The 26,947-nt window shown below is 57.4% G+C and carries 26 protein-coding genes and 3 pseudogenes; 12 read left to right on the top strand and 17 right to left on the bottom strand.

The features are described from left to right. Positions 1 to 128 precede the first annotated feature (128 nt). A pseudogene (locus tag AACY44_RS10740) lies at positions 129 to 818 on the top strand (GNAT family N-acetyltransferase); the annotation flags it as partial. Between the two features lie 74 nt (positions 819 to 892). Beyond that, positions 893 to 1,588, top strand: coding sequence for a DUF1963 domain-containing protein (locus AACY44_RS10735; RefSeq protein WP_339428424.1), 696 nt, complete (start codon positions 893 to 895; stop codon positions 1,586 to 1,588). A 181-nt stretch (positions 1,589 to 1,769) separates the two neighbouring features. Here the strand turns inward: AACY44_RS10735 and AACY44_RS10730 are convergent, their stop codons facing one another. Next, a complete protein-coding gene (locus tag AACY44_RS10730; RefSeq protein WP_235991933.1) occupies positions 1,770 to 2,720 on the bottom strand; it encodes a LysR family transcriptional regulator in 951 nt (316 codons plus the stop codon). Between the two features lie 102 nt (positions 2,721 to 2,822). Here AACY44_RS10730 and AACY44_RS10725 point away from each other — a divergent pair, with 102 nt between their 5' ends. From AACY44_RS10725 to AACY44_RS10710, 4 genes are all read left to right on the top strand, one after another. Then, the gene (locus tag AACY44_RS10725; RefSeq protein ID WP_137203668.1) at positions 2,823 to 4,043 is read left to right on the top strand and encodes an FAD-dependent monooxygenase; all 1,221 of its coding nucleotides are present in this window, start codon (positions 2,823 to 2,825) and stop codon (positions 4,041 to 4,043) included. 203 nt (positions 4,044 to 4,246) lie between these two features. Continuing rightward, complete coding sequence (locus AACY44_RS10720) at positions 4,247 to 4,867, top strand: tyrosine-type recombinase/integrase (RefSeq protein WP_065935688.1); 621 nt, start codon at positions 4,247 to 4,249, stop codon at positions 4,865 to 4,867. Positions 4,868 to 5,064: 197 nt separating this feature from the next. After that, positions 5,065 to 5,421, top strand: a complete 357-nt coding sequence (locus AACY44_RS10715; RefSeq protein WP_003192646.1) for a hypothetical protein — start codon at positions 5,065 to 5,067, stop codon at positions 5,419 to 5,421. 159 nt (positions 5,422 to 5,580) lie between these two features. Continuing rightward, complete coding sequence (locus tag AACY44_RS10710) at positions 5,581 to 5,865, top strand: hypothetical protein (protein ID WP_032900782.1); 285 nt, start codon at positions 5,581 to 5,583, stop codon at positions 5,863 to 5,865. An 802-nt stretch (positions 5,866 to 6,667) separates the two neighbouring features. On the opposite strand, the gene AACY44_RS10700 is transcribed toward AACY44_RS10710, so the two are convergent. Beyond that, the gene (locus tag AACY44_RS10700) at positions 6,668 to 7,276 is read right to left on the bottom strand and encodes an RBBP9/YdeN family alpha/beta hydrolase (protein WP_003192641.1); all 609 of its coding nucleotides are present in this window, start codon (positions 7,274 to 7,276) and stop codon (positions 6,668 to 6,670) included. 836 nt (positions 7,277 to 8,112) lie between these two features. Beyond that, entirely contained in the window at positions 8,113 to 8,751 is a 639-nt protein-coding gene (locus AACY44_RS10695) for a TetR/AcrR family transcriptional regulator (protein ID WP_003192639.1), read from the bottom strand. A 115-nt stretch (positions 8,752 to 8,866) separates the two neighbouring features. Here AACY44_RS10695 and AACY44_RS10690 point away from each other — a divergent pair, with 115 nt between their 5' ends. The 3 genes from AACY44_RS10690 (at position 8,867) to AACY44_RS10680 (ending at position 11,438) form a co-directional block, all read left to right on the top strand. Continuing rightward, on the top strand, positions 8,867 to 10,417 hold the full coding sequence (locus AACY44_RS10690) for an MFS transporter (RefSeq protein ID WP_015885950.1): 1,551 nt from the start codon (positions 8,867 to 8,869) through the stop codon (positions 10,415 to 10,417). An 80-nt stretch (positions 10,418 to 10,497) separates the two neighbouring features. Continuing rightward, positions 10,498 to 11,100: a hypothetical protein gene (locus AACY44_RS10685; RefSeq protein WP_003192635.1), complete on the top strand. Its 603-nt coding sequence runs from the start codon at positions 10,498 to 10,500 to the stop codon at positions 11,098 to 11,100. A gap of 29 nt (positions 11,101 to 11,129) precedes the next feature. Continuing rightward, entirely contained in the window at positions 11,130 to 11,438 is a 309-nt protein-coding gene (locus AACY44_RS10680; protein ID WP_015885952.1) for a hypothetical protein, read from the top strand. Between the two features lie 438 nt (positions 11,439 to 11,876). Here AACY44_RS10680 and AACY44_RS10675 read toward each other — a convergent pair whose 3' ends face one another. The 7 genes and pseudogenes from AACY44_RS10675 to AACY44_RS10645 form a co-directional block, all read right to left on the bottom strand. Then, positions 11,877 to 12,170, bottom strand: coding sequence for a hypothetical protein (locus AACY44_RS10675; RefSeq protein ID WP_339436554.1), 294 nt, complete (start codon positions 12,168 to 12,170; stop codon positions 11,877 to 11,879). 511 nt (positions 12,171 to 12,681) lie between these two features. Then, positions 12,682 to 13,005: pseudogene (locus AACY44_RS10670) on the bottom strand (LysE family translocator); the annotation flags it as partial. Positions 13,006 to 13,204: 199 nt separating this feature from the next. Beyond that, the gene (locus AACY44_RS10665) at positions 13,205 to 13,696 is read right to left on the bottom strand and encodes a GNAT family N-acetyltransferase (protein ID WP_339439115.1); all 492 of its coding nucleotides are present in this window, start codon (positions 13,694 to 13,696) and stop codon (positions 13,205 to 13,207) included. Between the two features lie 109 nt (positions 13,697 to 13,805). Further along, entirely contained in the window at positions 13,806 to 14,348 is a 543-nt protein-coding gene (locus AACY44_RS10660; RefSeq protein ID WP_339416025.1) for an ATP-binding protein, read from the bottom strand. Positions 14,349 to 14,432: 84 nt separating this feature from the next. Next, positions 14,433 to 14,771, bottom strand: a complete 339-nt coding sequence (locus tag AACY44_RS10655; RefSeq protein ID WP_339427557.1) for a hypothetical protein — start codon at positions 14,769 to 14,771, stop codon at positions 14,433 to 14,435. A gap of 94 nt (positions 14,772 to 14,865) precedes the next feature. Next, a pseudogene (locus AACY44_RS10650) lies at positions 14,866 to 15,021 on the bottom strand (VOC family protein); the annotation flags it as partial. 96 nt (positions 15,022 to 15,117) lie between these two features. Beyond that, positions 15,118 to 15,480 carry a VOC family protein gene (locus AACY44_RS10645; protein WP_339416027.1) on the bottom strand — a complete coding sequence of 121 codons (363 nt, stop codon included), beginning with the start codon at positions 15,478 to 15,480 and terminating at the stop codon, positions 15,118 to 15,120. Positions 15,481 to 15,643: 163 nt separating this feature from the next. Here AACY44_RS10645 and AACY44_RS10640 point away from each other — a divergent pair, with 163 nt between their 5' ends. Further along, a complete protein-coding gene (locus AACY44_RS10640; protein ID WP_339427556.1) occupies positions 15,644 to 16,411 on the top strand; it encodes an NAD(P)-binding domain-containing protein in 768 nt (255 codons plus the stop codon). A gap of 72 nt (positions 16,412 to 16,483) precedes the next feature. After that, on the top strand, positions 16,484 to 17,644 hold the full coding sequence (locus AACY44_RS10635) for a saccharopine dehydrogenase family protein (RefSeq protein ID WP_339439119.1): 1,161 nt from the start codon (positions 16,484 to 16,486) through the stop codon (positions 17,642 to 17,644). Here AACY44_RS10635 and AACY44_RS10630 read toward each other — a convergent pair. The 7 genes from AACY44_RS10630 to AACY44_RS10600 form a co-directional block, all read right to left on the bottom strand. Continuing rightward, positions 17,556 to 17,960 (bottom strand): DoxX-like family protein, encoded by a 405-nt coding sequence (locus tag AACY44_RS10630; protein ID WP_339416031.1) that lies wholly within the window; start codon positions 17,958 to 17,960, stop codon positions 17,556 to 17,558. The genes AACY44_RS10635 and AACY44_RS10630 overlap by 89 nt on opposite strands. Then, on the bottom strand, positions 17,957 to 18,409 hold the full coding sequence (locus AACY44_RS10625; RefSeq protein WP_339456072.1) for a thiol-disulfide oxidoreductase DCC family protein: 453 nt from the start codon (positions 18,407 to 18,409) through the stop codon (positions 17,957 to 17,959). Before AACY44_RS10625 ends, AACY44_RS10630 begins: the two co-directional genes overlap by 4 nt. A 222-nt stretch (positions 18,410 to 18,631) precedes the next feature. Next, the gene (locus AACY44_RS10620; protein ID WP_339416035.1) at positions 18,632 to 19,969 is read right to left on the bottom strand and encodes an MFS transporter; all 1,338 of its coding nucleotides are present in this window, start codon (positions 19,967 to 19,969) and stop codon (positions 18,632 to 18,634) included. A 142-nt stretch (positions 19,970 to 20,111) separates the two neighbouring features. Further along, positions 20,112 to 21,080: a DMT family transporter gene (locus AACY44_RS10615; protein WP_339436412.1), complete on the bottom strand. Its 969-nt coding sequence runs from the start codon at positions 21,078 to 21,080 to the stop codon at positions 20,112 to 20,114. A 191-nt stretch (positions 21,081 to 21,271) separates the two neighbouring features. Beyond that, the gene (locus AACY44_RS10610; protein ID WP_339439124.1) at positions 21,272 to 22,768 is read right to left on the bottom strand and encodes a methyl-accepting chemotaxis protein; all 1,497 of its coding nucleotides are present in this window, start codon (positions 22,766 to 22,768) and stop codon (positions 21,272 to 21,274) included. A 166-nt stretch (positions 22,769 to 22,934) separates the two neighbouring features. After that, a complete protein-coding gene (locus AACY44_RS10605; RefSeq protein WP_339530237.1) occupies positions 22,935 to 25,097 on the bottom strand; it encodes a TonB-dependent siderophore receptor in 2,163 nt (720 codons plus the stop codon). A gap of 185 nt (positions 25,098 to 25,282) precedes the next feature. After that, entirely contained in the window at positions 25,283 to 25,774 is a 492-nt protein-coding gene (locus tag AACY44_RS10600) for an Lrp/AsnC family transcriptional regulator (protein WP_049713114.1), read from the bottom strand. A gap of 120 nt (positions 25,775 to 25,894) precedes the next feature. Here AACY44_RS10600 and AACY44_RS10595 point away from each other — a divergent pair, with 120 nt between their 5' ends. After that, complete coding sequence (locus AACY44_RS10595; RefSeq protein ID WP_339530235.1) at positions 25,895 to 26,929, top strand: histone deacetylase family protein; 1,035 nt, start codon at positions 25,895 to 25,897, stop codon at positions 26,927 to 26,929. Positions 26,930 to 26,947: the final 18 nt, after the last annotated feature.

The following is a 26,947-nucleotide window of genomic DNA, read 5'->3' as shown; positions in this document are numbered from 1 at the left end:
AGAAATGCACATCCTTACCCTGAGGATCGCTTCGCGTCACATACCCGAGGCAGGAGCCGTATGCGGTAGTTCCGCACGTACGGATCTGTGCGGGGGGCGGCAGGTAATTGCCGTCCCTACCGCGACCTTTCAACGAAGCTTTTCCATGCTTTCAGGTGAAGGCATCACCTAGCCCGATGCTCAATCGCATCTACGGCGATAGTACCGACAGACCCAAGTCACTATTGAGCTTGCTCAAGGAATCAGCAGCGTATTCGACAGTAACGCCTCTTATCGGAAAGGCCTCGACTTTGGAACAGTACGCTTTTGTGGGTGAGAAGCGGCTGGAGCGTCTGAGGGGGCGGACGCATCTGCAACTCGCGTCCACTATCGAAAATGTGGTCTTGAATCACCACTCATTCGAAATCGAAGAAGCCACCTCACAAACGCTTCCTGAGTTCGCAGCCGTGCATGCGAGTGGATTTCATACCAAGCCAGAGCATCTTCAGTTGAGCCAGGCTTCGTTCGCAGGACTGATGTCAAATGATCGTCTGAAAATCTACGTCCTTAAAGTTGATGGAAAGGTCGTGTCAGGAGCGTTGATGTACCTGGCCTGCAATGGAGTTGCATACCTAGGGACGGCTGCCACCCGAAAAAATGCACGAGGCCAAGGCTACCATGGAGCCCTGATATCTCATCGGATAGAGCAAGCAAAAAAACACGGCAGTCTTGTGATCGCCGCAACCGCGCTTCCCAGCTCGCAAAGTCGCCGAAATTTGCAGCGTACAGGGCTAGCGACATCCCACGCTCAAGCGCTATATCGCCTGGTAGATAGCTGAAGCCTGCTCTTGGCCGAAGCCCTCTGTGAGGCCCGGTACAGAACGCCTGAGTCGCAAAGGAGCTATATACCGCCATGGAAATTCAGCAAATAAAGCAGCTCTTGGCCCGTCCCGCTGTAAAGTTCAGCGCCGGTGGCTTCCGCCCTGCCGGTACTGACGAAGAAAGCTGGCTAGGTCGCATCTTTCTGTTTCGTCCTGATGAAGATGTACCGACCAATCAAGCCGGGCAACCGATGCTTCCCTATGCACAGTTCTATCTGCCCAGCCTGCCCTTTACCAGCCCGTTACTGACAAGAATCAGTGTACTGACGGTGTTTATTTCAAACCCGTTTCCCGAGCATTTTGAGCCGATGGGACAAAACTGGGTCATCCGTGAATATGGGCCAGAGGACGTGTTGGTACGCAAGGCATTGCCCGTGGAAGGGTCGTTCCTCAAACCCTTCCCACTAAACGCAGAGTTGGTGGCGGAGGACTTTCCGCTGTGGGATGGCGGTGGTGTCCCGGCGGACCTTGAGCAAGAGATATTGAAGCTGGAAAGCAAGGGCGCGATACAAAGCTATTACGACCTTATCACCCACACCTACGAACATAAAATCGGCGGCTACCCCTCGTTTTGCCAATCAGGGGTTGATCCCGGTGAAGGCTTCAAATTTGTGTTCCAGATTTCGTCGGATGCGAAGATCAACCTGAACGTAATCGACAGCGGCAGCCTGATGTTCTGGAAGCATGTCGAAACGGGGAAGTGGGCGCTTTATTATGATTTTTACTAAAGGCAGGTAAGCAGTTCCCTTAGGCGATGAGGTCAGTGATGGCAGCTATGGGTCGCATAGCGACGGTATCCCTCCCGCCGCCAGCATAGGCAGAAACCGGCCAATTGCAGTCATACAGGAAAGGCAGAAAACGACCCGGGGTAGGACCTCGGCCGTTCGGACGCTGCCCTCATTACGACTTTCATCTTGAGCCGCTCCCAACTCGTTCCAACCGCAGCTGTATAAATTCCAGCAACGCCCGAACCCGCGCGGTCACGGAATGGCGGTGGCTGTACGCGCCAAGCAATTGCAGCGGCGCAGCGCGAAGGTCCAGCGACACTTCCCGCAATCGGCCCGCGGCAAGATCTTCCTGGCATGGATAGGCTGCCACTATCGCGAAACCGATGCCTTGCCGCGCGCCCGCCAACGCAAGCTCTCCGCTGTTGACACGATAGCGACTACGCACAGACACCTTCACGATTTCGCCTGTGCCGTCGAGAAACAGCCAGGGCTGGCCCTTCAATGCGCTCAGTGTAGTAATGCACGGCAAGGACTCTAGTTCGCGCACTTGTCGCGGAGTTCCCGTTTTGGCTAACAGAGCGGGAGCCGCGACCACAATGCTGGGTAGCGTAGCGAGTTCGCGGGTGATGATGGTGCTGTCATCCTGGCGCCCACGATGGAAGACGATGGAGAGGTCCACGTCTTCCCGGAGCGCTTCTAAACCGGTCAGGCGTGTGTCGCACTCCAATTCGACGCCGGGATGGAGGCTACAGAATTCGGCCAGGATAGGGGCCAGTAGCCTTGGCGCTTCGCCTGGCATGCACATCCTCAAGGGCCCCCGCAGTTCACGCTGCACCGCGCCAAGTTCTTCCTCAGTGGAGAGCAAGGAGTCGAGCAAAGGTTTTGCACGTTCGTAGAGAAGTCTGCCGGCTTCAGTCATGCGCAGGTGGCGAGTACTTCGCTCCAGCAAGCGAACGCCCAATCTGCGTTCCAGCGAGGCGACGTGGCGGCTGACGTTAGAAGATGGCAGGGACAGCAGGCGCGCCGCGCCGGCAAAGCTTTGTGCATCGACGACCGCCACGTATACACGGACGGTGTTCAGGTCGAGGGCATTGCGCATGATTATCCCGATTAAGGTATTAAAGTCGCCCATTTTTACATAATAGTTCTCCCCATTGACGGAATCTAAGATGCTGTCTCGTCCGATGGGTTGTCGCCGATGGCGCATTGGGGCGGATTGAATAGGAGATCCAGCGTGGAAATCGGAATACTTGGCGGCGGAATTGCGGGGTTGAGCATGGCGCTTGCCTTGCGCAAGCGGGGACACAGTCCCCGGGTATATGAGCGCCGGGCGGGGCCAGCGACCATGGGGGCTGGCGTGACGCTTTGGCCCAACGCTGGCTTTGTGCTGGAGGAACTGGACCTCCTCCAAGACATCGCGGCAGCGGGTGGCCGGCCAGTGGTAGTGCGCCGCCAGGACGCTGCGGGCAATTCGTTGGGGGGCATAGATATCGCGCTGCTGGACGAGACAATGGGATATCCGACTCATACCATTTTGCGGAGGGACTTGCAGGCCGTGCTGCTGAAGCATGCGGCACAGAGCGGAATCCCGGTGGAGTTCGGGCATCGGGCGGTGGGGATAGATCTGGAGGCTAATGGCAAAGCGGTGGCGCGCTTCCAGAACGGGGTGAGTATCCGTCCAGATCTGCTTATCGGCGCCGATGGCCGTATGGGGTCGGTGGCACGCGAGTTCGTTGCGGGGGATAACACGCCGGTTTATCAGGGATTTGTGAACTGGATAGGTGTGGCGCAGGGGGAAAGTGCGTTGGTGAGCGATATAGCGATTCAGGACTATTGGGGTTCGGGCAATCGCTTCGGTTGCGTGCCGGTCCGGCCGGAGTTGGTCTACTGGGCAGCGGCGCAGGCGCGGCCATTGTCAGGGCCGACGCCCGCAGCCGATATGCGCAAGGAGATCGAGGATCTGTTCGCGGGATGGCCGGAGCCTATCGCCCGTATCATCCAGGCAACGCCGACGCACGCCATCCGAATGATTGCCGTGCACGACTTGGAGCCGCTGCATGCGTGGAGCCGGGCTAATGTGCTGCTTGTGGGAGATGCGGCGCACGCGCCGTTGCCGACATCGGGCCAGGGCGCTTGTCAGGCGTTGGAAGACGCTTGGCACCTTGCTAGATGCCTGGAAGGAACGAACGGCCTTGATGAAGCCTTGCAGCGCTTCGCGGAGATCCGCGGGCCGAAGACCGCCAAGCTGGCCGAGCAGGGTCGAGTCTTCGCTCGAGGTCTGTTTGCCACTGATCCTGAAACCTGCCGCATTCGCAATGAACGCGCCAAGGCGTCCGATCCCTTGCGTGACGTGCAGGCCTTGGCGACAGGATGGTCACAGGGTTTGCCGATGACGGGCTGCATGGACAGCACGCCGATGGATGGCGCTGACTTCGGCAGTCTGTACCGCCTCTGAAAGACTGTGGCAATCTGGACACCGCATGGCGTCTCCGGCCCCGAGACGCCTCACTGTAAACCGTGGCCCATGACATTGCCCGCCGCGCTGGAGCGCCAAGTCTGGCAGCTCACACTGATGCTCTTCATATGTCGGCTTCTGGCCGGTTAGCGACCGTTGCTCTGATTAGTCATCCTTGTCCTTCACCACGTGGAGGACTTGTCGTGAACATCATCGCTACCTGCAGCCGTCAGCCCTGGAACAAAGGAAAACTGGTCGGGCAGAAAACCCCACTCCGACTGAGCGATATCTGGGCCATCCGAGTAAGGCTTCAAATTGCGGAAAGAACCCGAGATCTGGCTCTCTTCGATCTGGCCATCGACAGCAAGCTTCGAGCCTGCGACTTAACCAAGCTCCGCGTGCGCGATGTCGCTCATGGCGAGCACGTATCATCACGAGCCATGGTGATGCAGCAGAAAACGCAGCGGCCTGTGCAGTTTGAGATCACTGAGCAAACACGGTCTGCTCTCGCGGCCTGGATACACCGGGCCCAGCTACACAGCGAGGACTGCCTTTTTCCTAGCCGGCTGCATACTTCAGACCATCTATCTACTCGTCAATACGCTCGTATCGTCAAAGGCTGGGTTAAAGCCGTAGGCCTTGATCCTGCGATGTATGGCACACACACAATGAGACGTACGAAAGCATCACTGATCTATCGCAGGACGAAGAACCTGCGGGCGGTTCAGTTGCTGCTCGGACATACAAAACTGGAGAGCACTGTGCGATACCTGGGGATTGAGGTCGATGACGCCCTGGAAATGGCGGAACAGACTGAGGTTTGACCATGTATAGCGACGGTCGAAGTCAGACCGTCGCGAACCGGCCAAAAGCTGACGTCACCCAAGCCGCTTCCGCTAACGTCGGACGGTCAGCCTGGGTGGCCGCGCTAACAAATGGTTATATGATCTGCCTACTAAATGAGAGCCGATTCAGGCCTATGCTTCTTCAACAACCACCTGTATGAAAAGAGCACGGCACGATGATAAATGATTCAGATTTGGCCGAAATGATTCCTTCCGCGCTAACAGGTGTAACTGTCGGGATCGGTTCGCAGATCCTGCTTTTTGGCGATATGGCTAGCGTGTTAATTCAGTGCCCATTCGCTTGTGATATCAATAGGGTATGCAAGTGGGGGCATGGTGAAGATGCTGCCACAAGCCCTTTACTTTTCGACTTTCTAAACCACGATGTAGAAGCTTTTTCAATTGATAGTTTTGGGGTTTTCACCATCACCTTCAGTACGCAAATGATCTTGCAAATCCATCCTGAGAAAAATGGATTGGAGTCTTATGTCGTGAGTACGCGGCACGATATATTTCCCATCTTGGTGTGGTAGCCAGGAACGCGATGGCTATACGACGCGAGCCCCGGCCTCCGCTCTGACTCTGGTTGCTGACACCTGTGGGTCGTCAGCTGCCGGTAGAGATAGGCTGCAACCGACCCTGTGCTGTCGCTTGTACCCCATGCACCACTTGAGCAGTGAAGGAGTCCCTATATGAAAAAGCCCCCCTTGTACCTCTTTGCCAAGGTGCGGTGCATTTGTGAGTATCGCCCCAGTGTTACGGCTATCGTGCTGTTTGGTCTCGAGGTTGAGGGTGAGGACGAACCACCGGTTTATATGGAGATTCGCTTCATTGATTACACCAGCCAGCAGATTGAAGGGGACCATCTGATGCTTTCGCTGGAGGAGGCACTTGAGTACGCTCAAGCTGATTACGGTATCCACCAGACTGATTGGCGTGCGATGAACCAAGAGGAAATTGATCGGATTACATGGTAGCTAGAGCAGCTACCGGGCCTGTTCCTGACTCGGCGTTAAAAGACGAGTGAGAACCGCAACTGATCAAGAGGAGCCCCTTCCGATGATCGCTCGCAAGACGTTGCAGCCCTCAAGGCCTCATAAGGAATCCGTTTCGGACATTGTAGAGTTCGGTAATTTGACTGCTCGCCTGCCGCTATGAGTCGAATGCCAGATCGCAGCTCGACGTTGCACTTAAAGCTGTCAAGGTTGCCTAATGCCCTAGGCAGCGTCCGATCCGAAACTGCCATTGCGTCTTTTACACGCCGAGACCAGAACGGCTTGGGCTTGGATTCGTTCGAACCTTTCGTGGATGGTTCAGTGCAGAATTTGCGCGATGGTTTGCGCGACAAAAGCCGACCATGCAAAGAGATTCTCCGACGCTTGTTCGCTCTCGCTGAGCCAGTACGTCCTGGCACCCATAAAATATCCCCTGACATTGATCCGTAAGTGGCAGCCATCGGCTAGGCGTGAATCACACGCCCTTCAGTTAACATCGATGCCAGGATAAAGATCCGCAGGTGGGTGGTAATCGGGATCTTCAAAACGACTATTGTTGTAATGCATTTTGGCAGTAGGCCCCTCGCCTTCGTACGTCACCTCAGAATTGGGAGTCAGATGCCATCCGGTCCCATCTTTGTCGCGTTCGATCAGCGACGGATACAACGTACATGTCCCGCCCGAACCGGATGTCAGCATGAATTGGTAATAGCGTCCGGCTTGGAGCGTGAACTTCGCCGAGACATAGCAGTAACGAGTGCGTGTCCCGTGGATACGCCAGCGGCTAAATCTGTGTCTCGTGCCCAAGAAGCCTCGCAATAACTGTACATATTTCTGGAAACTGTACAAATCCCTCGCGGTCGAGAAAATGTCCCCCACCACTAACGACTTCTTGCTCGGCTTTGAGGTTGCGGGACAGTTCGATAGATGCTGCCGGCTCAACAATTGAATCGTTGTCGGAAAACAGCGAGATGATTTTCTGTGTACGACGGCAAACTTCCGCGTGGTCCAGCGGTGCATCTGTGAAGGCGTGTAGCTCTGGCAACGTAGACACCGTTCTATCGAAGCCGGAGACCAGCAAGACTCCGCCAGTTAGGGTGTGTGCGGGTAAGGACAACAAGTGCCGTAGAGCAGCGATGCATCCAAGACTATGCCCTATGAGGATCGTGTTTGTGTCAGCTGCTGGCAGTGATTGCTGCAACGCCAATGCCCATTTTATTGGATCAGGATTGAACGAATCAGGCATAGCTGGAATGCTAACTTGCGCGCCTTGCTCCCGTAGCACCTCCGCCAACCAAGGAAACCAGTTCACATTGGGCGAGGCAGTATAACCATGCACAATTACAACGTGTTTACCGTCATAGCGGTTCGATGTTCTGTTGGCTGCATGCATATTGGGTATCAGAGATCAGCGGATTGATCGGTCGCTGATACTACACTTTCTGCTTTCGGCCGGCGAGGATGTCACAGCTGATAAATTGAGCGATCTGGATGATTCCCTGCAACGCGTGTCGTGGTATGCGTCCAATCGCGGCCATCGGCAATGCGGTTGTAATCTAGGGCTGATGGCAATTCGTGGCCGTCAATGACCACGACTCGTGCTGGTCACTCCGTTGAAAATGGCTGGTCAAATGCGATGCAAACGAGTGGTCAAGTGAGGGCCAATTTCGCATGAGTGACACAAGGCCTGATTTCGGCAAACTCGCCCTGCCGCAAGAAGCGATGCAGTCGTGTTTTTTGCGGCACAGGCGGCAATGGCAATGGATCACTGATTTGGATGTGGCGGATGGCTCCTAGGTGACGTCTGCGCATAAGCAGCTTCCTTGGTATACCGTTGTCGTACGCTTTTCCGATCATGCGAAAATGTCAGCGTAACCGTCCACTTAAGTCAGTCGACCTACCTGTAAAGATCCTAACAAACCAAACCGTCGAGGGCGTGGGTGGCTCACAATCACACTGCGATTTATCGGGCTGGCGAGTTGGAGGGCTGATGGGTTTTCGCGAGCAAGCTCGCGCCTACAGGCGTGAGATGTCGGGGGGACGTATGCATAGCGCCAGGTCAGCGCCTTTCCAGCCAGGCAAGCCTGAGCATTTCATGTGCCCCGGTCGGTTACGAGGCACATGGTAGCTCCCTTCAGCCACCGATATCCTGAGGCAACGCCAAGTAGAACGATAAGGCACCAAAATATACTGGCGAGCGTCTGCTTCTGGCCGAAGCACCGCCTCCGATCAGGCTTGTTTGACGCCGTTGGGTAACATCAGCAGGCAAGCATCAGCAACGGCATGGGCAAACGGGGCGAAGTCCTCGGTATTAGCGGCGATGATGTTATCAGTCGCGCCATGGACGCCCGCATAAATGAGCAATGCCACAACGTTCGGATGTTCTGGCGCCCAATTGCCGGCCAGCTTGCCCCCTTCAATAATCGCAAGCAATTGCTCGAGAATAGCGTTCTTCGAGCCGTTGGCACGATCATGATGGTGGTGGTTCACGTAGACGATATCGTGGATACGATATGTCTTGACGTAGGTTTCGATGTTGGCGTGAATCCAGGCGCGAAGACGCTCTTCCCAGTCATCGGCAGCGCAGCGCGCCATTGCATTGTCCAGGCTGAGCATGAAGCGCTCGGTATAGCGCACGGCCAGAGCGTCAAGCATTTCGTTCTTGGAAGAAAAGTAGTGATAAAACGTGCCCTTGGCCACTTGAGCTGACTCAACGATCTCGTTGATCGTGGTGGCCTCGACCCCCTGAGCTAGAAAAAGCTTCTCGGCTGCCGCCATCAGTTCATCCAGACGTACTTCGGCGGGTTTGGTCCGGGGCTTGGGAGCACGTTCTGTCGCCGGAGCTTTTACGGGGGCTTTGGTTTTCATCGTCTCGTTTCAAACAATTCGTCAAAGGAAATCAGTGTAAAGGAGGGAACCAATCGAGGTGGGAAAAAGTTGAATGATCCATTGACCGACGGTCAGTCGGCAAATATCATGAGGCATGAACATTGATCGCTCCGCCTCAGATAACCCGGTCACCCGCCGCTTTCCCCGCATAGCGGCGCTATGTGCAGCCTACCTCGGCACGTTTCTCGCTACGCTGGATATCAGCGTCGTGAACGTGGCACTACCGACACTGCAAGACGCGTTGCAAACGGATATTTCCGGTCTTCAATGGGTCGTCAATGCATACACGATCTGTTTGTCAGCCTTCATGCTGTCTTCGGGGCCAATCGCCGATCGTTATGGGCATAAGCGGGCCTGGCTGGCAGGTGTAGGGGTGTTTACTGTCGGCTCAGCAGTTTGCGCTATGGCATCCAACCTGGATTTACTGCTGTTCGGGAGGGCGGTGCAGGGAGTCGCCGGTGCGCTTCTGATCCCGGGTGCCCTGCCAATTCTCAGCCATGCATTTCCAGACGCTGAAGAGCGTGCTCACGTCATTGGTGGCTGGTCGGCGTTCAGCGCATTGGCGCTTATCCTGGGGCCATTGCTGGGTGGCTTGTTGCTCCATGGCATAGGTTGGCAGAGTATTTTTGTTATCAACCTGCCTCTTGGGATGATTGCCATAGGCCTGGGCATCTGGGGGATCAGGGAGCACAAACAGCAAGCGCGCACAGCGCTGGATCCGGCAGGGCAAGTGCTCAGCGTCGTGTGTCTTGCCAGCCTGACTTATGGGCTCATCAGTATCGGCCAGCCGGGCTTGAACTCTTTGATACCCATAGCGGCGCTGGCAGTTGCCCTGGTGGTGTTTATTTTGTTTATGTTTGTAGAGCGGTGTGTAGATCGACCGTTATTGCCACTTTCGCTGTTTCGCAGGCGTTCGTTTGCCGTGGTCAACCTGGCCTCTTTTACCCTGGGTTTTTCGTACTACAGCTGCCTGTTCTTCTTCTCGATCTATTTACAGACGATTCAAGGCTTGTCAGTGGTTGAAACGGGTTGGCGAATGATGCCGCAGTTTCTGGTCACCGGCTGCGTGTCGATTTTGTACGGGCGCTTGAGCGCAGTGATGACATCGCGAAGACTTCTGGTGGCCGGTTATGGCGTGACGGCGCTGGCGATGTCTACCATGGTGACCTTCACAGCACATACCCCTTATTGGATTGTGGGCACCCTGTTCGGGCTTCTGGGGCTCGGAGCCGGTCTCGCAGTACCTGCCACCAGCATGGCGGTTATGACCGCCGCACCGATTGATCGTATGGGGGTGGCCTCTACCACGATGAACGCGTTGCGTCAGATGGGCATGACAATCGGCGTCGCCTTTTTGGGCACGCTCATGAGCAGCGAGGCGTCACGAGTGCTAGCTGCCGCGCTGCGTGATCAAGGGGTAGCCAAAGCGCCTGAGATTGCGCGGTATGTGATTGCTCATGGTGTGGCATCAAGTGACTCGCTGATTGTTTCTACACTTTTTGTTCCCGCGATGGAGCACGGGTTTCATGTGGCAATGATGGTTTCCGGGCTCGCCTGTGCACTGGTGGCCCTGATGCTGTTAATCACCTCTTTTGAGGCCGACACCTTGCCATCGCCCCCACCGAAACACACAGATGGCGGCTGACTTTGCTTCAGAGTGGAGCCAGCCTTGAAATTCACCTGCAGTTCTGTGGTCTGTACAACAATCCCGTAAAGGACTGTTTTATGTCTATTCGCCGTACCCTCTGTTTCCTGACGCTGCCGTTGTTCGCAGGTTGCCAGTATTTGCCCCACACCAACTACTTCACCGCGCCCGAAAACGAGCCCAATCCTGCCTGGGTACGTATCGTCGACTACACGCAACATGCCGAAGTTTACCAATACGAAAACGGTAAACGTTCGGGCGGCGCTGTTCGCACCGGCCTCCTGCCGTTCACCCATACACAAGACGTGGGCATGCCCAAGGCAGGGCAAGACCTCACATGGGACTATTACGAAACGCGGATCCGACCCGGTATCGAAACGCAGGTGGATCTTTTCTGGGAGGGGTCACGCACTCGCTCCTGCCACATCTCGACGAAGTTTACTCCCCAAGCCGGACTCTATTACCAGTTCAGGCTGACATCCGGCTCATCAGGCAGCTGTAGGGTGTACGCATCGCTGATTGAGCGCGACACAGAAGGAAACGGTTGGCATCTCACGCCGAATCCGCAGGTGACCTACAACGGTGATGGACCGACGGCCCAAACCTATTACCAGAACAGTAGGTTTGAGGACCCCGATTATCATCCACCTGAAGCTCTGTATCCGGGGATGGACATTTACTAGACAGGTGCACGACTACAAGGAATCGTTAATTGGCTAGCGCGAAATACTTCCGAACGCTCGGCGAGCGAGCCTCAGAAGATGTGTTCGCATGGGCGGCATTTGTCGCGCAAACAGAATTCCAGTGGAAAGACACAGCGTCAGTCCAGGACGCCGTCGCCTGGCAGCGTATTTGGTTCGAGCTTGAAATACTCAACGGGCTTGCGTTGGCGCATTGGGAGGATGAGGGAAAGCCTATTAACTGGTCGAGCCGCTGGAATACCGACTATCGACAAGAAGCGGCGGCCCTGGCGAATGACTTGCTGGAGCTTTTGTGCGATGCAGAATCATCTGGAGGCTGAACCATCACGCTGGTCTCACGCAAAGTGCCCAGAAGTCGGATTGCGGCGAACAACGACCCGACGGTCAGCTCAATAGGCATCTAAACCGCTCTTCAGGGAGTTTCTCTGCAAAAATCGCGTCGGCTTTCAGCAGCACACCCTCAAATATGCCAGCTTATCCATCCCCATCCGCGCGCTTGTGCAATAGAGCATTTTATAAACCGCTCACACCGTATTGTTCCTCACTGCGTTGATGCTCTTTTGGCTGATACTGCGCGTAGAGGTTGTAGAGTGATCACGGGATGACTGCTTCTGGCCGATAGAGGTCGGTCAGAAAGTTTTATATTGCCCATCATAGGGCTTGCTGGAGCCCAGCTTGATACCCCCATGTTCGGTAAGGCCGCGTTCGATTCACGCGAGCGTTAATCCCGGATCCACAGCTCATTCCGGAGTGAGAACCTACTTCAGCTTTTTCACTGCTACGTTCTTAGCCTCGATCTCCATATCCCCGAAATCACCCTCCAGACTCAGCACGTCGTTTACAAAACTTATGCCTTCCAGCTCTCCGAGTTCCGTGCAGTGGTGCAGGTTGAGTGCGCCAATTCTGACTGTCAGTTTGGTGCCGTAGTCGTTCCAGGCAGTCAGCTTGTAGCGGCTATCGCCATGCAGGCTGACGATCACTTCAAAAATATGGTGAGCCTGGTCCAATGAGACTGACAGGATATTGCTTTCTTCGAGGTCTTTAACGTCCATGGTCAGGCATCTCTCGATTGCTGTTCACTTTCATCGGCCTTACTTGATATCGTCTGAGCGGGCACCGAGGAATAACGGGTCAGCTAAAATGTTGTGAATACCTGGCGACTTGTTCAGGAAAAAACTCCCGATAAAGAGGCTGGGGAATGCCAAGCACGTTAATCTCAATTAAGTCAGGTAGAAGCTCTTCTGAGTAATCCAGGATACCAACGCCTGCACACTGAATGAGTTGGCCTGTTTCGGTTTGAACCGAAAGAGCTAGAGACGTCTGATCACGATGGTTCGCCCGGCATTCGTTTTGGATTAACGAGTAGTCATCGGTTGGCTCGAATCGGCCGAAAACAACCCCCATGGGGGCGTCCCCCTCCTCGAGTGATGAGTAACCCACCAAAACCGTCCCGCTGTATATTGAAAATCGCGCCAAGTGATTACCCATTCGGTATTGGATTTAATATTGCCCATCATCAGGGTTGCCCGCCGCCACTAAAAACTCCTGACGCGCCAACGCTCACAATCCCACACTAGCCGTAGTCGACTCAGCCTCTGCCTCGGGATTCGCCCGCCACAACTGATACGCCAGATAAAACAGATACGCCGCGCCCAAAAACTTGATCCCATAAAACAACAACTCCGACGTTTGCAGCACCACCGCCAAACCCGCCGAGGCGAGGGCGATCATCCCAGCAAAGGCCAGCAGCCGACCGATACCCGCCAGGCACGAAGTGCGGTAGCCGTAGCGCGTGGCGTTGCTCACAGACAGTAAGTTGTTCGGGCCGGGCGCCATGTTCAAGGCGAAGCAGGCGGGCAGGGAAAGGGCGAGAGTGGCGAGGTCCATGGCGGCTCCGGGATCGCGTGGGCGGGGAGGTGTGAGGATAAGGGGGCAGGGGGCTGTTGGACAATGCGCGCGTTGAGTCTGCGATGAAACCAACGCGCGCGGATCAACTCAGCTATGGCGTGCCGGTGTCTCTTCTGTAGTTGACACCTCGGCACGCAAACGTTGGCCGATGCCATCCATCAGGTCAGGTGGGTCTGGCTCAGATCTCGGCCGCCGAGTTGCCTTGGCCAGGGTGACGAACATAGTAGTTGTCGAATTCGGTACTTTCGACAAACTGGAAGCCATGACGCGTGTAAAAACGATTTGACTCGCTTTCTCTGAGAGCCCCTACCCGCAATGCCATTCCTGCGGCATCCGCTTCCACACAGATTTGACTGAGGACAACGGAACCTATGCCCGCGCCTTGTGCGCTCGGCTTGATGTACAGATGATCAAGCAATAATCCGTCGATAAGCGGCTTGATGACGACGAAACCTACTCGCTCGCCGGAAACTTCAATGCAGCGAGTGGACTCGGAAGAAAAACCTTCGCGAAAACGTTCGCGTGCCCGCACAGGATCGAAGCGACCAATGCGCTCAAGGCTTTCACGCATGGCTTCAATCCGAATAGCGACAAGTGTTTCGAAATCACCGGGTTCAGTTCCAACAAGAGTAACTAAAGGGATATCCGTAGTTGCAGGCTGAAATTGCATCCCGAGTGCTCCAGTTTCTATTCAATAGAATCAGCTCTCATAGAAAGCTTGCTTGAAAAGTCCCAACGGTGGATGGGGCAATGTGGGTTAACGGATTCAGAGCGTCAAGCTATCGCGATATGCGCGACACCGCCTGCACGACATCCTCCGCCATCTGTTCTGCACTGCTCATCCCGTCAACCCGTAACACCGAGACCGCCTGCCGGGATAACCACGCCTCGTGCCACGCTCGGTTGCGTCCTGAAAAGTTCGGATCATCATACTGCGAAGCCCATTCCCGAAAAGCCTCATGTATCTGATACATGTCACCACCTGGCGCTATCCGACCGCCAAAGTGCTCCTTCTCACGTGCGGCCAGCCGTTCAAGGCGAACGGGTGTAGGTGTGACAACGAAGACAATCAGCTCCGCATCAGCGATGAGCGCATCTCCCCAGCCCATGCATGAACCGCTCAACACCCAATCGTCTTTACCGAGTGCTTGCTGCATCAATGACACGCGATCAGCGGGAGGCCGCTTGGTCGTGAAGGGAGGGTCTGTGGGCAGCCAGTAATAATCATCGACATCGACCTGCCTTACATCAAGCCGCGTGGCGAGGTTCTGACCCAAAGTCGTCACGCCCGCACACGAAGCACCTGTGATGTAAATCCGCATTTTTTCCTCCATGAATACACGCTGGTTTCGAGCTCAGGGAGCTACCCGATAAGCAGGCCGACTATGCCGTCCTGCTCTGGTATTTCAGGGCAAAGGTGCTGGGCTGACGGTGTACCATCCCGACGGCATCTGGGCACACACCTGCGGTCTCAGCGGCGTTTCAACGGTGGTATCGCCCTGCGCCGAGAGTTGGCGCAGGGCAATCACGCAACCTGCCTTGAACGTGCTGATTTTCAACATTTGAAGTTCCATTTCATCGTCCTTGCCGGGCTCGGGGATGAGCGTGAAGGGTGCGGGAAAGCAGGACATTTGCGAGCCGCCCATGGCGAACCCGGCAATGAAGGGTTTACCTGCCGGGATGACATGCTCGTCAAACACCTTGGGCGATTGGTTGATGGCTTTGTTCGCCTTGCTGGCGGGCATGCCGATGATGGTTGGTGGCCGCCACCCTACTATGAAGGGTGCTTATTCGCCCACCTGGCATGTGCGGCTGAGCGGACGCTCGCCTGTGCCTGCTTCAAGCTGAACCCGCCGGCCGTTCACCCAAACGTTCGACCAACCTTACAAGATAGCCATCGGGATCCTGGACGATGAATTCGCGCTGGCCGACTTCTACGTTGTTCGCCCGATACCAGGTGTCTTTGCATGCTCGAAAGAGTGGAAATCCAGCCTGCAAAAGGCCAGGCTGCTTTCCAGGTCAGTGACCATTAACTCTGGAACCAGTTTGCTACGTTCGAACATCAGGTGACTTCCATTTCATTAGGCTTATTCAGCGGTGAGGTTGAACACTCCAGACAGCCAGTTCATAACCATCAGGATCGGTGAAATGGAACCGGCTTCCACCGGGGAACGAAAATGTCGCGCGGGTAATTACAGCGCCCAGGGCCTTGAGCCGCTGCTGCGCGGCATCGAGGTCGTCGGTGTACAAAATGATTAAAGGACCACCCGGTCGAACCGGTTCGCCGGTGGTGAAGCCACCGGTAAGGCGGCCATCGCTGAATTCAGTGTAGGTAGGGCCGTAGTCGACGAATGTCCAGCCAAACGCGCTGGCGTAGAACGCTTTGCTGCGGGCAATGTCGCCCACATTGAACTCGATGTTGTCGATTTGCCGATCTTGACCGCGAACACTCATGCTTGCCTCCATGGCTGCTGTTTAAGCCAGCGAGTGTAACGTACTCGCACACCTTCATGAGTGTCGCTTGAGCTTTTACACTGGGCGAAACCGGGTTCGCCAAATCTGCCTATGATGCTTCGAACCTGCGCCATTATCGGCTTGAAATAAGGGAGAAAACACAGTGCTGAAGCTTGGAATCCTGGGTGTGGGTGAGCTGACGGAGAAGGTTGTGATCGGGCTGCGCCGTGGCGGGTTTAACGGGCGAGTGCTGCTTTCTCCGCGCAATCACGAACGTGCACAGCAACTCAGCCGTCAGTGCGCGTGTGAGGTGATGGCCGACAATCAACAGGTCGTTGATGAGGCGGACCTCTTATTCCTTGGTGTGCGCCCGGAGGTGGTCGAGCAGCTGTCCAATGAAATACAGCTCAAACCCCAGCAAACGCTGGTGTCGTTGGTGGCCGGTTTGAAGCGCAGCGAGTTACAACGCTGCTTCCCACAGACGTATTCCGTGCGCGCAATGCTCTCCTATGCGGCCCAGATCAATCAGTCCACGGTGGTGGTCACGCCAGGCGGTGAGCCTCATGAAACGCTGCTGGGTACGCTGGGTTCGTTGATAGTGCTCGACGACGAAGCTGCGTTCGAACTGGCCACCGTTGCGGCTTGCATGAATGGTTGGTTCTACTTCTTCCTGAGCGATCTGCAGCAATGGTTTACCGATAAGGGCTTGTCGAAAGAGCAGGCTGCGCAGCTTGTGATGGGCAACATGCAAGACTGCCTGGCCAGCGCCCGGCACACGCCGCAGGCCAGCCTGCAAGCGTTGGGTGGCGCCATTGCTACGCCAGGGACTTTTACTGCGGCTGGGTTGGAGGTACTCAGGAATAACGGCGCGACGCCGGCATGGAGAGAGGCGTTTGAAGAAGTGCTCAACCGTCTGCATAAAGGTTCGTAGTGGGGCGCTCAAGAAATCGAGTATCTTTAGCCGCCTCAGCCGCGCACGATTAATTGTTCAGGGAAGAATGGAATGGCACTCAGGGTGATGGTGATCGGTGGCTACGGTAACTTCGGCAGCATTGTATGCCGGCATTTGGCCGTAGCGCCGGGCATTGAACTGGTGCTCTCGGGGCGTGATCCCCATAAGTTGCAACGCAAACTTGATGAGTTGAACGCACAGTCGGGCAATGTGTGCGAAGGCTGGTGCGGCGATGCCATGGGGGCCGGTTTCGCTGGCGTCCTGCAGTCTCAGAACATCGGGTTGGTGGTCCATACCGGTGGCCCGTTTCAGGGGCAGTCCTATGCCGTCGCCCTGAGTTGCATCGAGGCGGGCGTGAACTACTGTGACCTGTCTGACTGCCGCACGTTCGTCAATGGCGTGGACGTGCTGGATGCACAGGCCAAGCAGGCGGGCGTCGCCATTCTCACGGGTTGCAGTTCAGTGCCGACGCTCTCGTCGGCGATCATCGATCAGTACCGGTATCGCTTCACGCGCATCGACTCGATCGAGCATGGCATTTCCTCTTCGGCCAAGATGCCGGGCTTGTCGACAGTCGAAGGTGTGCTCGCCTATGCGGGCAAGCCGATCAAGCAGCTCAGGAACGGCCAGGTGCATGAAGTGTTGGGCTGGCAAGACCTGACGCTGCGCAGGCTGCCACAGCTAGGCACACGGGTGCTGGCTAATGTGGACGTGCCCGACATGGATATTTTCGCCAGCCGCTATGGTGCCCATACCTTGAGCTTCAAGGCGGGCGCGGGACTCAAACTGGGAGGCGTCGCCAACTACTTGCTGGCCCAGGCACGGCGGCTGGGGATTGTGCGTGACCCTGCCACCTGGGCCGCACGGCTGCATCGGCTGGGTACCTGGTTCGAACGTTTGGGTGATGGCAAAAGTGCAATGTACATCGATGTGCGGGGCCTGGGTGCCGAGGGTCAACCGTTGTCACTGGCGGTGCAACTGACAGCCTTGAACGACAAAGGCCCGGAAATTCCCAGCTGCGCCGCCGTTGCGCTGGCTATCAAACTCGCCCAGGGCTATGTACCCGAACCCGGCGCGCGGCCGTGCGTCGGTGAGATAAGCGTCGACGAATACATGGCGGCCATCAACGATCCGGCGAACCTGAGCCTGGCTGTGCGTTTTTCAGACGGATATTCCAAGCCACTGCACACAGCGCCAGCCCGGCCACGTTAAGTGACATAGGGTTAAACGCCTCCCTTAGCAGCGCGGGGCTGACCACCGCCACATCCACCAGCAACCCAATCAGTGCCGTCGCCGCCACCGCGATCGGCCAGGGATTGCGTGGTGAAAGCACGATCCATAACGCCAGCGCAATCTCGCCAACCCCCGCCAGCGTTGCGAATAACTGCACCTGCTCGATCCCGTGCGCCTGAAACATCGTCCGCTCGCCGTCGCTCAGCCACAACAGCTTCGGCACCAGCCCATGATAGGCGAACATAAACGCCAGGCCGCCTCGGGCGATCCAGTTGATGCGCACCAGGGCGTTCATAACGGTCTCTTCAAAAAACGCTGCTCATGATCGGGATCCGGTAACAGGCAGGTGTTGTACTTGCCGAAGAGCCGATAGCGATTGCGTGCGATGCGATCGTAAGCCCAATCCCGAAGCCCCCGCGGGATGCCGCGCAACAGCAGAATTGGACGCCACACGGCAGGCAGTTGCGCGATGATTTCGAACACCGCGTCCGAACGCACCCAATAGTGGTGGTCGCGAATCACCGCCAGGGTGTCGAACTGATCCAGTGGCAATCCCGCCCAGGCCAGCAACGCCTGCCCCTCGGGGGATTGCACTGCCGCCAATCGAATATGGCGCGGGTGGTCATGACGAATCAGGAACCTGGCCCAACCGTTGCACAGCTTGCACACACCGTCGAACAACACGACTGTTTCGCCAGGGTTCAGCAAAGGTGCTGGAGAAGGGCGAGTTTGGGATGCGGGCATGAGCGAGGGTCCAATCGGGCGGGCTTAGGCTGGATCATACCCGTGTTCAGCGCGAATCGTGTTGGTTGGATTTCGGTTGTAGCGGCTAGCGAAATTTTAGCTGCGACGCCGATCAAGGGTGGGAGCCGTCGAGCCCCGGCGGAGCTGCGAAGGCGGCGGTAGTGCCAACCTCTTCGTCGCCTGACACACCGCTTTCGCAGCTCCGCGCCGTTGTTCTTGAACCTAACGCGAAAGCAAAGGCGCCGCGTCCTTCTCCTCCGACCCCACGTCATGCAACGAAATCCTCGATGTCTCCGGCAGCGCCAACCCGCCCGCCAGTGCCAGCAACGCCACGGCAATCAGATAAAACGCCGGTGACAGATTGCTCCCCGTAGTGCTGATCAGCCATGTCGCCATCAGCGGCGCGGTTCCGCCGAAGATCGTATAAGCCACGTTGTAAGTGATCGCCGAGGCGGTGTACCGCGTGCGCGTCGGAAAAGTCTCCGACAGCAACGCCGCCGTGACCACGCCACACAAAACTGCGCCCACCGCCAGCAACATCACCCCGACAATAGACGCCGCAAACGAACCCGAACTGGCCATCAGGAACGACGGAAACACCACCACGATCAGCAAGGCACACGCCGTCATCACCGTGACCCGGCGCCCGACTCGATCTGAATACAACCCCGCCAGCGGGCAGATCGCCGCCGCGAAGATCAACGCAATCAGCGACACCAGCAAAGCCGCCGCCCGAGTCAGTCCACCCGCCACTTGCAGGTACGTCGCGAAGTAGGTGGTGAACATATAAAACGACAGCGCCGTCAGCGACACAAACGCGCCCAGGCAGCAGATCGCCGCACCATGGTTGCGCAAGGTTTCCTTGAGCGGGGAGTGGGCGACTGCGTGCTCTTGCTTAACGGCCTGGAAGGCTGGCGTCTCATCCAGCTTCCAGCGCAAGTAAAGCCCTACCAGGCCCAGCGGTGCGGCTATCAGGAACGGCAGGCGCCAGCCCCAACTGCCCATCGCCTCGACGGATAATGACGTCTCAAGGGCGTAAGCCACCACAGCTGCGGCGGCGAAGGCGGAAAACGTCGAGACCGGTACGAAGCTGCCGTACCAGGCGCGTTTGTCACTGGGCGCGTGCTCCATCAGGTAGGCACAGGCTCCGGCGTATTCGCCCCCGGCTGAGAAACCTTGGGCGCAACGGATCAGCGACAAAAGAATCGGCGCCGCGACGCCGATGGCCGCGTACGTAGGGAGCAGGCCGATCAAGGTGGTGGCGCCTGCCATCAGCAGGATTGTCATGGCCAGCGTGCGTTTGCGGCCAATCCGATCACCGAGCATGCCGAAGAAAATTCCGCCCAAGGGCCGGAAAGCGAAGGCAACGGCGAATACGGCGAAGGTTTTCAGCAGCGCGGCGCTGGCGTTGCCGCTGGGGAAAAATTGTTGGGCGATGGTGGTGGCGAGGAAGCCGTAGACGGCAAAGTCAAACCACTCGACGAAGTTACCAATGCCGGCGGCGATGATGACCTTTCGCAGGGTTTGGGGGCTGACCTGTTCGGTGGATGGGCTCGTCATGGGGGAGGGCCTCGGAATGATCGGGGATGATCGATTATCGGGGGAGGCGGTTGGGCCGCGGGGCCCAAAAGAGTCGTCCGCGTAGTCAGTAGCGACTCTATGGGCTTATGGAGGCAGGAATTGGGCCAGGTGAGGCGACGGGCTATCGATGGGCGGGGCTGGATGAGTGTGGCTCGCGCGCAGGCCGAGGTGATCTGCGATAAGTCAGCAGCACAATCCCCGTCACCACGATGACACCGCCGGCCAACTGCCCGGCGCTGAGCATTTGATCGAGCACGATCCAGCCCATCAGCAGCGTCGCCAGCGGCTCGATGTTCATCACTGGCGCATTGCGCGGCATATCCAGTCGGGGGACGGAAATGAACAGCACGATAAAACCGGTGCCATAGAGCACGACCAGCGTCGCGAGTGCCAGCCAACCGGTACCCGTTGCCGGCAAGTTCAGGCCGCCTGGAAGGGCACCGCTCAGGCCGGCCAGGTTGACGCTGCTGAACACGATAAAGATCGTCAGCAGGCTGCGCACGGAACCACGTACCTGGGACAACTTGTGATCGGTGATCCACAGCGCGCAGGCGAATACAAACGCGGCGCAGAAGGCGAGGGTTATGCCGAGTAGCCAGTGCGGGCCGATGTCTGTATTGCTTGAGAGGCGGCCTGGTACGTCGAGGACAAACACCAGCCCCACCAGAATCAAGCCCATCAGCAAGGCGGTGCGAGCAGTGGGTCTTGGGCCGCCAAATGCCCAGGTGAGCAGCGCCAGCAAAATAGGGAAAACATTGCCCACCAACAGCGCCACCGCTACGGGTACGCGGGCTACGGCGGAATACAGGCACAGGCTTTGCGCCGCAATAAGTAGGCCCAGCAGTACTTGCCAACGCCATGCACCGGGCGGCAGGCGCAGGCTTTGACGCTGCCACAGCACTAACGCGGCCAGTACCAACAAAGTGCCGCCCGAGCGCAGCACAATGGCCAGCAACACCCCGGCGCCGTCATCAAAAGCTACGCGAGCGGCGATGTGGTTGCCTGCGAAGGCGCAACCCATGCAGAGCAGAATCAACACGGCGATGGGGCGGGGGAATAGGGCGGGTGTGGCTTGGGCAGGGGCAGTCATGGGGAACTCGAGCAATGGACGCCATCGTCGTGGATGGCTATTTATTTTTAGGTTGTCGTACAACTGGGTGGTGGGAGTTGTAGCCTGTTTGGCGCGAAGGGGCAAGGAGGCCGTTTAAATAGTGAGTTCAGGCTTTGGCTTTGCCGTCGAATCGCTGTCACCAAGTGGGCGCACATCTGCGCTCGCACGGCTCATTGATGAAACCGCCTCCCCAACGCATCCAACCTCACCGCAATCGGCGGTAACCGTTCACTGCTCCTCGCCAACATCTCCACATCATCCGCTGTGCTCTGCGCAATGGTTTGCACCGACTGCAACCGCCCGACGATCTCCAGGTTCGCCGAGGTTTGTTCGCGGGTGGTGGTCACGATCTGCCCATTCAGGTCGTCGATGTGTGCGATGTCATTGCCTACCGCGCGCAGCATATCGACCGCCACCTGGCTGTCTTCCACGCAACGTTCGACGCCTTGGCGGCTGTCGTGCATGGCTTCTACGGCTTGGCGACTGCCGTGTTGAAGGCCTTCGATGATGGTTTTGATTTCCTGGGTGGACACCGCCGTGCGCTGCGCCAGGCTGCGGACTTCGTCGGCGACCACGGCGAAGCCACGACCTTGCTCGCCGGCGCGGGCGGCTTCGATGGCGGCGTTGAGGGCGAGGAGGTTGGTTTGGTTGGCGATGCTACTGATGACTTCCAGTACGGTGCCGATGTGTTCGGCTTGTGTGGCCAGGCCTTGCACGGTCTCGTGCGTGCCGTTGATGCGTGAGGCCAATTGGGTGATTTCCTGCTGGGCGCGACTCACGCTTTCCTGGCCGCGCAGGACTTGTTGGCTGGCCTTGCCCGCGTGATCCACGGCGTGTTCGACGTGTACGGCGATGTGGCCCATGGCGACTTCCATGCGCTGCATCGAGCCGGTCATCTGGATGATTTCTGCCAACTGATGCCGCGCGCCTTTTTCCAGAGTGCCGCTGGCGTCTGCCAGTTCCTGGCCGAGTTGGCCGAGGCCGTGGGAGTCGCGGGCGACGCCGTCGATCAGGTGGGTGATCTGTTGCAGGAAGTGGTCGAAACGCTTGGCCAGGGAGACGTGCACTGTGCCTTTGTCAGCATTGTCGGCTTCAACGGTGAGCTGGGAGGTGACCGCGAGCATTTTCTCAAGCATTTCCTGGCTCTCGACTGCTTCGGCCTGGCTGTGCACGGCCAGGTAGAGCAGGGCAACGGTTTCCATCACCACGTAGAAGGCGTGAACGAACACCATGGTCCAGCTACCGTGGTGTTCCATCACGAACACCGGGAAACCTTGATGGTGCAGCGCATGGAACACCACGTGGTGCACGGCAATTGTTGCTGCTGCGATCAGGATCGGCAGCCAGTCGCGATAAAACGTCAGCACGGCCAGCAGCGCGAAGATCCCGAAGTGCGCTTCGATCATCCCCTGCGCCTGGTTGATGTGCAGTGCAGCCATCACCATCAGGCCCGCGCCTAATGCGCAGCGCATCACGCGGGTTCCGCCAAGGGCTCGATAAAGCGCAGTGAGCACCACGCCGGTGCCGCCGCCCACGATCACGGCCTGCATCAATGTGTCGTGCCAGAACGCCAGGCCCAGGGAGAACAAAAACATCAGCCAGATCAACGCCAGCATGATGCGGTCGGCTTTACGGTAGTGCTCGAAAAAACGCGCGCGGGTGTGCATTCACACTGACTCCATATGGGTTGGTTGGAACAAAACGGGGGCAGGGTGGAGCAAGTGGGGTGTTTTTGTTTTTTATTGGATTGAGTTTTGCCAAACGCATATCGGCATCATCGAGAGGAACTTTAGAGACGGCTACCCAGTCGGGTAGCCGAAAATGCGTCGATGATTAGAAGCTGTACTTGGCCGTCAGCGTCATGTTACGCGGGTTGCCGTAGGCGTCACCGCCGTAGCTCACCGAGTTGGCAATGGTTGTGTAGTAGCGTCGGTCGAAGATGTTGTTGGCGTTGAGTTGCAGGTCAAGGTGATCGTTGACCTTGTAGCCGGCCATCAGGTCGGTGACGGCGTAAGCGCCTTGTTCGAGGCGGTAGTAGCTGCCATCAGCCAGCTTAAGGTCGTTGTACATGCGGCTCTGCCAAGAGATGTTGCCACCCACGCGGAGTTTTTCCAGTGGGCCCTGGAAGTTGTAGCGGGTGGTCAGCTTGAACAGATGCTCCGGCGTATCAGTGTCGAACTGCTTGTTGACCTTCTGCGGGTTCGCTTCGTCCTTGATGGTGTGTGTACGCGCGTAGGTGTAGCCACCGCCGACCTGCCAATTCTCGGTCAACGCGCCCTGCAGTTCGACGTCGATACCCTGGCTGCGAATCTCGCCGGAGGCTTCAGAGCAGGAGGCTTGTGGGCAGTTTGCCACGGTCACGCCCACTGCACGGTTTTCCTGGTCGACGCGAAACAGCGCCAGGCTCGCATTCAGCGCGCCACCCAGGTATTCGCCCTTGATCCCCACCTCATAGTTCTTGCCGACGATCGGCTTGAGTGGGTTGCCTGAAGTATCTTTGTCGCTCTGTGGCGTGAAGATGTCGCTGTAGCTGACGTAGACCGAGTGGTGATCGTCCAGGTCGTAGATCAGGCCTGCATAACGGGTGAGGTTGCGGGTCACCTTGTAGTCGCCGGTGTCGCTGCCATGGGCATCGTAGTCATACCAATCCAAACGTCCGCCGAGGATCAGCTTCAATGGGTCGGCCAGGCTCAGGCGTGTGGTGACGTAGAGACCGTCCTGGGTGGTGACGGTGCGGTCATTGGTCGTGTGCACAAAGTCCGGCTTGCCAGCCGTGAGTGGCCAGTTGGTGTTGTACGGACTGTAATTGTGGGTGGTCATGTCGTAGATGCGGCGGCTGGCGCCTACCACCAGTTCATGGGTGCGCCCAAATGCCTGAAACGGGCCGCTGGCAAAGGCGTCAACGCCGGCCTGGTTTTCATCGTAGGCGGCCTGATAGACCGTGCGGGCCAGCGTGTTGTTGACCCAGCGTGACTGGTAGGAGCCAGAAAACAACGCGTTCTGCTCGGCGTAGTTGGCGTTGACCTGAAGCTTCCAGTCGTTGGCCAGGCGCTGACGCAGCTCGGCGAACACTGTGTTGATCTCCTGGTCCTTGTTCTCCCAGTCGGTGCCGGGGTTGTACGAGCGCGGCAGGTCCAGGTGATGGCCATCCTGGCTGACCATCGAAGAGCCCCAGAAGTAATTGGTCTTGTCCTTCTGGTTTGAGAAACCGAGGGTAAGGGTGGTGTCTTCGCTCAAGTCGGCTTCGGTGACGGCATAGAACAGGCCGTGAGTGTCCTCGGCTTTATCGATGAAACTGTTGGCGTCGCGGTATGAGGTCACCACCCGCCCGCGCCAAGTGCCACTGTCATTGAGCGGGCTGGAAGCGTCGAGCTCGCCGCGGTAGTCATCCCAACTGCCGGCGGCGCCGGTCAGGGTGACTTTCTGCTCGTCCAGTGGGCGCTTGCGGACCAGGTTGATCGCGGCCGAAGGGTTGCCCGCGCCAGTTACCAAGCCGGTGGCACCGCGCACAACCTCGACACGATCAAACATCGCCAGGTTCGGCTGAGCGCCCACCGTTGAGCCGTTATAGCCGCTGGGGATGCCGTCATACATAAGGTTGTCGATGTCAAACCCGCGCGAGGTGTAGGACTGCCGCCCAGGCCCGCTGGAGTAGTTCAGGAACAACCCGGGAGTGGCATTGACCACGTCGTTGATGCTGGTCATCGCCTGGTCGTCCATACGTTGACGCGTGATAACGGTGACAGCCTGCGGGGTCTCACGCATGGTCAATGGCAGCTTGGTCGCCGTTTTCATCGCGCCGGTGGTGTAGGACTGCGTGCCTTCGGTGGTTTCGCCAAGCTGCTGCTCCCCGGAGATTTGCGTGGCGCCCAGCTCAAGCGTGGCTGCCGGCGCTTCGGCGTCTGCGGCAAAGGCCGCTTGGGTGCTCGCAAGACAGACAGCCAACGCCATCAAACTGGGTGAAAAACCTTTGCCGCCGTGTTGTTGCACAGACATGGAACTGACTCTCCCCGAACGCCGTCCCTGGCGAATAATAAAGATGTTGATAATTATTCGCATAAGTTTGGCAGATTGAGTCTGGGGGAAAAAGCCTTCACAGAGAATTAGTTAACGAATTTTTCACATGTAGTGTGTGGGGCGTTTAGCCGTCAATCTCCAAACGCACGGCAGGTAGGGGCCGCTCAGTCGCGCTTGGGAATGGCCACCCGGCTTGTCGCTTTCACCTCTCGCAACGCCAGGCTCGACTGGATCGACGCAATCCCCAACTGGCGCCTCAGCACGCTCTCGACAAACTCGCTGTAGCTGTCCAGATCTTCCGCCAGCACTTGCAACAGGTAATCCGCATCACCCGTGATCTTGTGGCACGACAACACCTGCGGCAGCTCTTTCACCACGGCCTCGAAGGCGTCAGGCGCATGGTCGGTGTGGATGGCAAAACGCACATGCACAAAGGCCATGATGTCCAGCCCGAGCATCTTGCGATCGAGGTTGGCCTGGTAGTCCTTGATCACGCCTTCTTCTTCCAGGCGTTTGCGCCGCCGCCAGCAGGGCGTGAGGCTCAGGGATAAACGCTCGCTGAGTTGAGCGTTGGAAATACTGGCGTCTTCCTGCAGCAGGGCGAGGATGGCGAGATCAGTGTCATCAAGAGCGACCTGTTTGGTTTTATTTTTCATAATTGTGAGTCTATGAGGTAAATATTCCCGATAAAGCTAACAGTGCCGTAAGTAAAAGCAAAGAAAGCCCGGCGTAGCCAGAACAAAATAGACCCTGTCTTTTACTGGCGGATGACCCTCATGCTGACTGTTTTTAGCGAAGCCCACCGTTTGCACCATGGCACCGAACTGAAGGACGGCGTGCTCAAACCCTCGTTCGAACAACCGAGCCGCGCCGACACCGTGCGTGACCGCGTCAGGCAGGTTGGGCTGGGCGATATCATCGTACCGCGGCGCTTTGACCGGGCCTGTTATGTCAACGCCCACAGCGAACGCTACGTGACCTTCCTCGAAACTGCCTGGGCCGAATGGACCGCCATCGGCCGCAGCCATGACGCGCTGCCCCTGGTGTGGCCGGTCCGGGATTTGGCCAACCAACAGGTGCCGGATTTCATCGACGGCAAGTTGGGTTTCTTCGCCATGGACGCCGGCTCGCCGATTACCCGCACCACGTGGGATGCGGTAAAAACCAGCGCCGATATCGCCTTAACCGGCCTGGCACTGTTGGATGAAGGCCATTACAGCGCCTTCGCCCTGTGCCGCCCTCCGGGCCATCACGCGGCGCGTGAATACATGGGCGGCTATTGCTACCTCAACAACGCCGCGATTGCCGCGCAGCAAGCCATCACGAAAGGCGCCAAGCGCGTGGCGGTGCTGGATGTGGATTTTCACCACGGCAACGGCACGCAGAATATTTTCTACGACCGTCCGGACGTGATGTTCATTTCCCTGCATGGCGACCCGGCGGTGTCCTATCCGTATTTCTCCGGTGCCAGCAGTGAGCGCGGCGCAGGTGCGGGGGAGGGCTTCAACCTGAATTACCCGTTGCCAAAAAACACCACGTGGGACCACTACCAAACCGCCCTTGTCGACGCCTGCCAACAACTGCGCCGTTTTGCACCCGACGTGCTGGTGATCTCCCTCGGTGTCGACACCTTCAAGGATGACCCCATCAGCCACTTCCTCCTCGACAGCCAGGACTTCCTCGGCATGGGCGAAATCATCGCCAGCGTTGGCGTGCCCACGCTGTTCGTGATGGAAGGCGGCTACATGGTCGATGAAATCGGCATCAATGCCGTCAACGTGCTGCACGGTTTCGAAAGCAAAACCCAATAACAACAACCGTCGACTTTT

The organism is Pseudomonas sp. RA_15y_Pfl1_P11, from assembly GCF_963970975.1.
In the GTDB taxonomy this organism is placed as follows: domain Bacteria; phylum Pseudomonadota; class Gammaproteobacteria; order Pseudomonadales; family Pseudomonadaceae; genus Aquipseudomonas; species Aquipseudomonas tritici.
The sequence above is the reverse complement of the archived record's forward strand: the minus strand, read 5'-3'. Positions and strand labels throughout refer to the sequence as shown.